The organism is Candidatus Acetothermia bacterium, assembly GCA_024653305.1.
GTDB lineage: Bacteria > Bipolaricaulota > Bipolaricaulia > Bipolaricaulales > Bipolaricaulaceae > JACIWI01.
This window is the reverse complement of the sequence record JANLFW010000043.1, coordinates 1-2,732: the sequence shown is the minus strand read 5'-3', so window position 1 is coordinate 2,732 and position 2,732 is coordinate 1. Positions and strand designations below refer to the sequence as shown.

Here is a 2,732-nt window from a genome sequence, read left to right as displayed (position 1 = left end):
TAAAGGAGAATGGCAACCAGGCCGCACAGGGCCTCAACGCCAATGAGGATGAGCACGAGCGTCCGCTCGTGGAGCCCCCCGGTGACCTTAAGGAGGGCCTGGGCGAGGCCCACCGGGCCGTGTGCGGGGCAGTGGAGCCTTCCGTCCGCGCCCGGTTCTCCCCACCAGGCCCACGAGCACTGAGCCGGGTATATCAGCTGATGAGCGAGGAGATGCCCTATCGGCGCAGCCCTACTCGGTTCCAGGTTGGTACGTGGAGACGAGGGCCTTCAATGCGCGGCGGATCGCGTTCCCATCGTAGCTCCGCGCCGCCGCGAGCAACGTGGCCAACTTCGCCTCCAACTCGGCATCCGCAGGAGCGTTGCCCCGAGCCACGTAGATCTTCTCGTGGCGCGAGGCCACAGTGCCCTCCTCGGCGGTCAAGATCTCCTCGAACAGCTTCTCCCCCGGCCGCACCCCGGTGAACTCGACCCTGATGTCCACATCGGGCTCGAACCCCGACAGGCGGATGAGATCCTGGGCCAGGTCCACGATCCGAATCGGCTCCCCCATGTCCAGTACGTACACCGCCCCGTTCTCCCCGAGCCCGCCCGCCTGCAGCACGAGCTGGGCCGCCTCGGGGATGGTCATGAAGTACCGGCGCATGTCGGGGTGGGTCACCGTGACCGGCCCACCACGACGGATCTGCGCGCGGAACAGCGGCACCACGCTCCCCCGGCTGCCGAGGACGTTCCCAAACCGTACCGAAACGAACGCCTGTCCCGGCCTGGCCCGTCGCGCCGCCCACTGCACGACGTACTCCGCCACCCGTTTCGTCGCCCCCATCACCGAGGTCGGGTTGACCACCTTGTCCGTGGAGATGTTGACGAACCGCTCCACCCCATAAGTCAGCGCCAGCTCCACCAGGTTCTTCGTCCCCACCACGTTGTTGACCACCGCCTCGCTCGGGTTGAGCTCCATCAGGGGCACGTGCTTGTGGGCCGCGGCGTGGAACACCACCTGGGGTCGGTGGCGGCGGAACACGTCTTCCATACGATCCCTATCCCGTACATCGGCCACGAGAACCTGGTAGCGGAGCCCGGGCCAGGCGTGCTTCAAGCCCTCCTCGAGCTCGAACAGGCTGTTCTCGCCCCGGCCGAGCAGCAGCACCTCCCGCGGGCGAAACCGGGCCACCTGGCGCACGATCTCGCTTCCGATCGACCCCCCGGCCCCGGTGACGAGCACCTCACGGCCCGCGAGATATCCGGCGATCTCCTCCAAATCCAGCCGTACCGGCTCCCGGCGCAGGAGGTCTTCGAGATCCACCTCGCGGATTTGGCTGATGGCGACCTTACCGGACAGGATCTCGTAGATCCCGGGGATGATGCGGTGGCGCACGCCGCTCTCCCGGGCCCGCTCCACCACCTGCCGTACGACCTGCCCCGGAGCGGATGGAATCGCGATCAGCACTTCATCGGCTTTGCACTTCTCAACTGCCTGCGGCAGGGCGTCCAGCTTGCCCAGCACCGGGAGTCCCAGGAACCGTTGGCGCTGTTTCGCTGGGTCGTCGTCGAGAAACCCCACGGGCACAAGGCCTGCCTCCGGGTGGCGCAGCATCTCTCGGACGATCATCGTACCGGCCTCGCCGGCACCCACCACCAACACCCGCTGGGTTGGCCCTGCACGCCGGCGTCCCGTCCGCTCCCGCCAGAGCCGTGCCCCGAACCGCATCCCCCCGAGGGCGAGCACCGCAAGCCCCCCGCCGATCACGGGCACACTGCGGGGAAACGGGACCCATCGGTTCAGCAAAAGCCCGACCACAAACAAGGCTGTGGTTCCGGAAAGCACGCACTCAACGAGGCGCCAAAGATCCGGCACCCCCACCTGGGACCACGCCTGTCGGTGGAGCCCAAACACGTACAGGGCTCCCGCCTTGATCGGAATCCCCATCCCAAGGTACAAGATGAGCGCAGGGAGGTACCGCGCTGGGATGGTTTCCAACCGCAACAGGAACGCTACGGGGACAACCGCCGTCCAGGCCAGAAGATCAAGGGCGAACTTGACCCATGGTGGCTTCATCGGCACACCCTAGGGGGAATCCCCCTTGGTTATGGCCCATTTGAGTGCTGCCACCACTTCTTCCACCTCCGGCTCAGCGAGGTTTCCGTGGAAGGGGAGAGCGATGGTGCGCTTGGCCACTGACTCGGTAATTGGCAGCATCCCTTCACGCGTGCCCAGACGCTCGCGGATGTAGCTTTGCAAGTGCACCGGGGAGAAGTACCCCCGGGTAGGGATGCCCTGTTCGGCCATGGCCTGCATTACAGGATCGCGGTGTAAGCCCTCGGCCAACGTGACAACATACACGAACCAGCTCATCCGGACGTGAGGGCGCACCACGGGGGGCCGCACCCACTCGAGGCCGGAGAGGAGTTCAGTGTACATCCGGGCTACCCGCTCCCGCTTGGCAAGAAGTTCCTCAATGCGCCTAAGCTGGGAGACCCCCAGAGCGGCCGACATCTCGGTCATCCGGTAATTGTAGCCCAAGCGTTCGTGATCGAGCCACTCGCCCATCTCCGCCCGGCCCTGGTTGCGCAACTACGGCACAGCCGGGCGATCTCGTCGCTATCGGTGACGATGATCCCCCCCTCGCCGGTGGTCATCTGCTTGTTCGGGTAGAAGGCAAACGCGGCGGCGGCGAACTGGCCGAGCTTCTTCCCCTTGTACTCGGCCCCGATCGCCTCGCAGGAGTCGTC

General features: G+C 66.1%; 1 protein-coding gene and 1 pseudogene. Both read right to left on the bottom strand.

Annotation, left to right across the window (positions count from 1 at the left end; all coding sequences use genetic code 11):
• Nucleotides 1–231: 231 nt before the first annotated feature.
• The gene (locus NUV94_08060; protein ID MCR4392690.1) at nucleotides 232–2,058 is read right to left on the bottom strand and encodes a polysaccharide biosynthesis protein; all 1,827 of its coding nucleotides are present in this window, start codon (nucleotides 2,056–2,058) and stop codon (nucleotides 232–234) included.
• A 9-nt stretch (nucleotides 2,059–2,067) separates the two neighbouring features.
• Nucleotides 2,068–2,714: pseudogene (locus NUV94_08055) on the bottom strand (DegT/DnrJ/EryC1/StrS family aminotransferase).
• Nucleotides 2,715–2,732 lie beyond the last annotated feature (18 nt).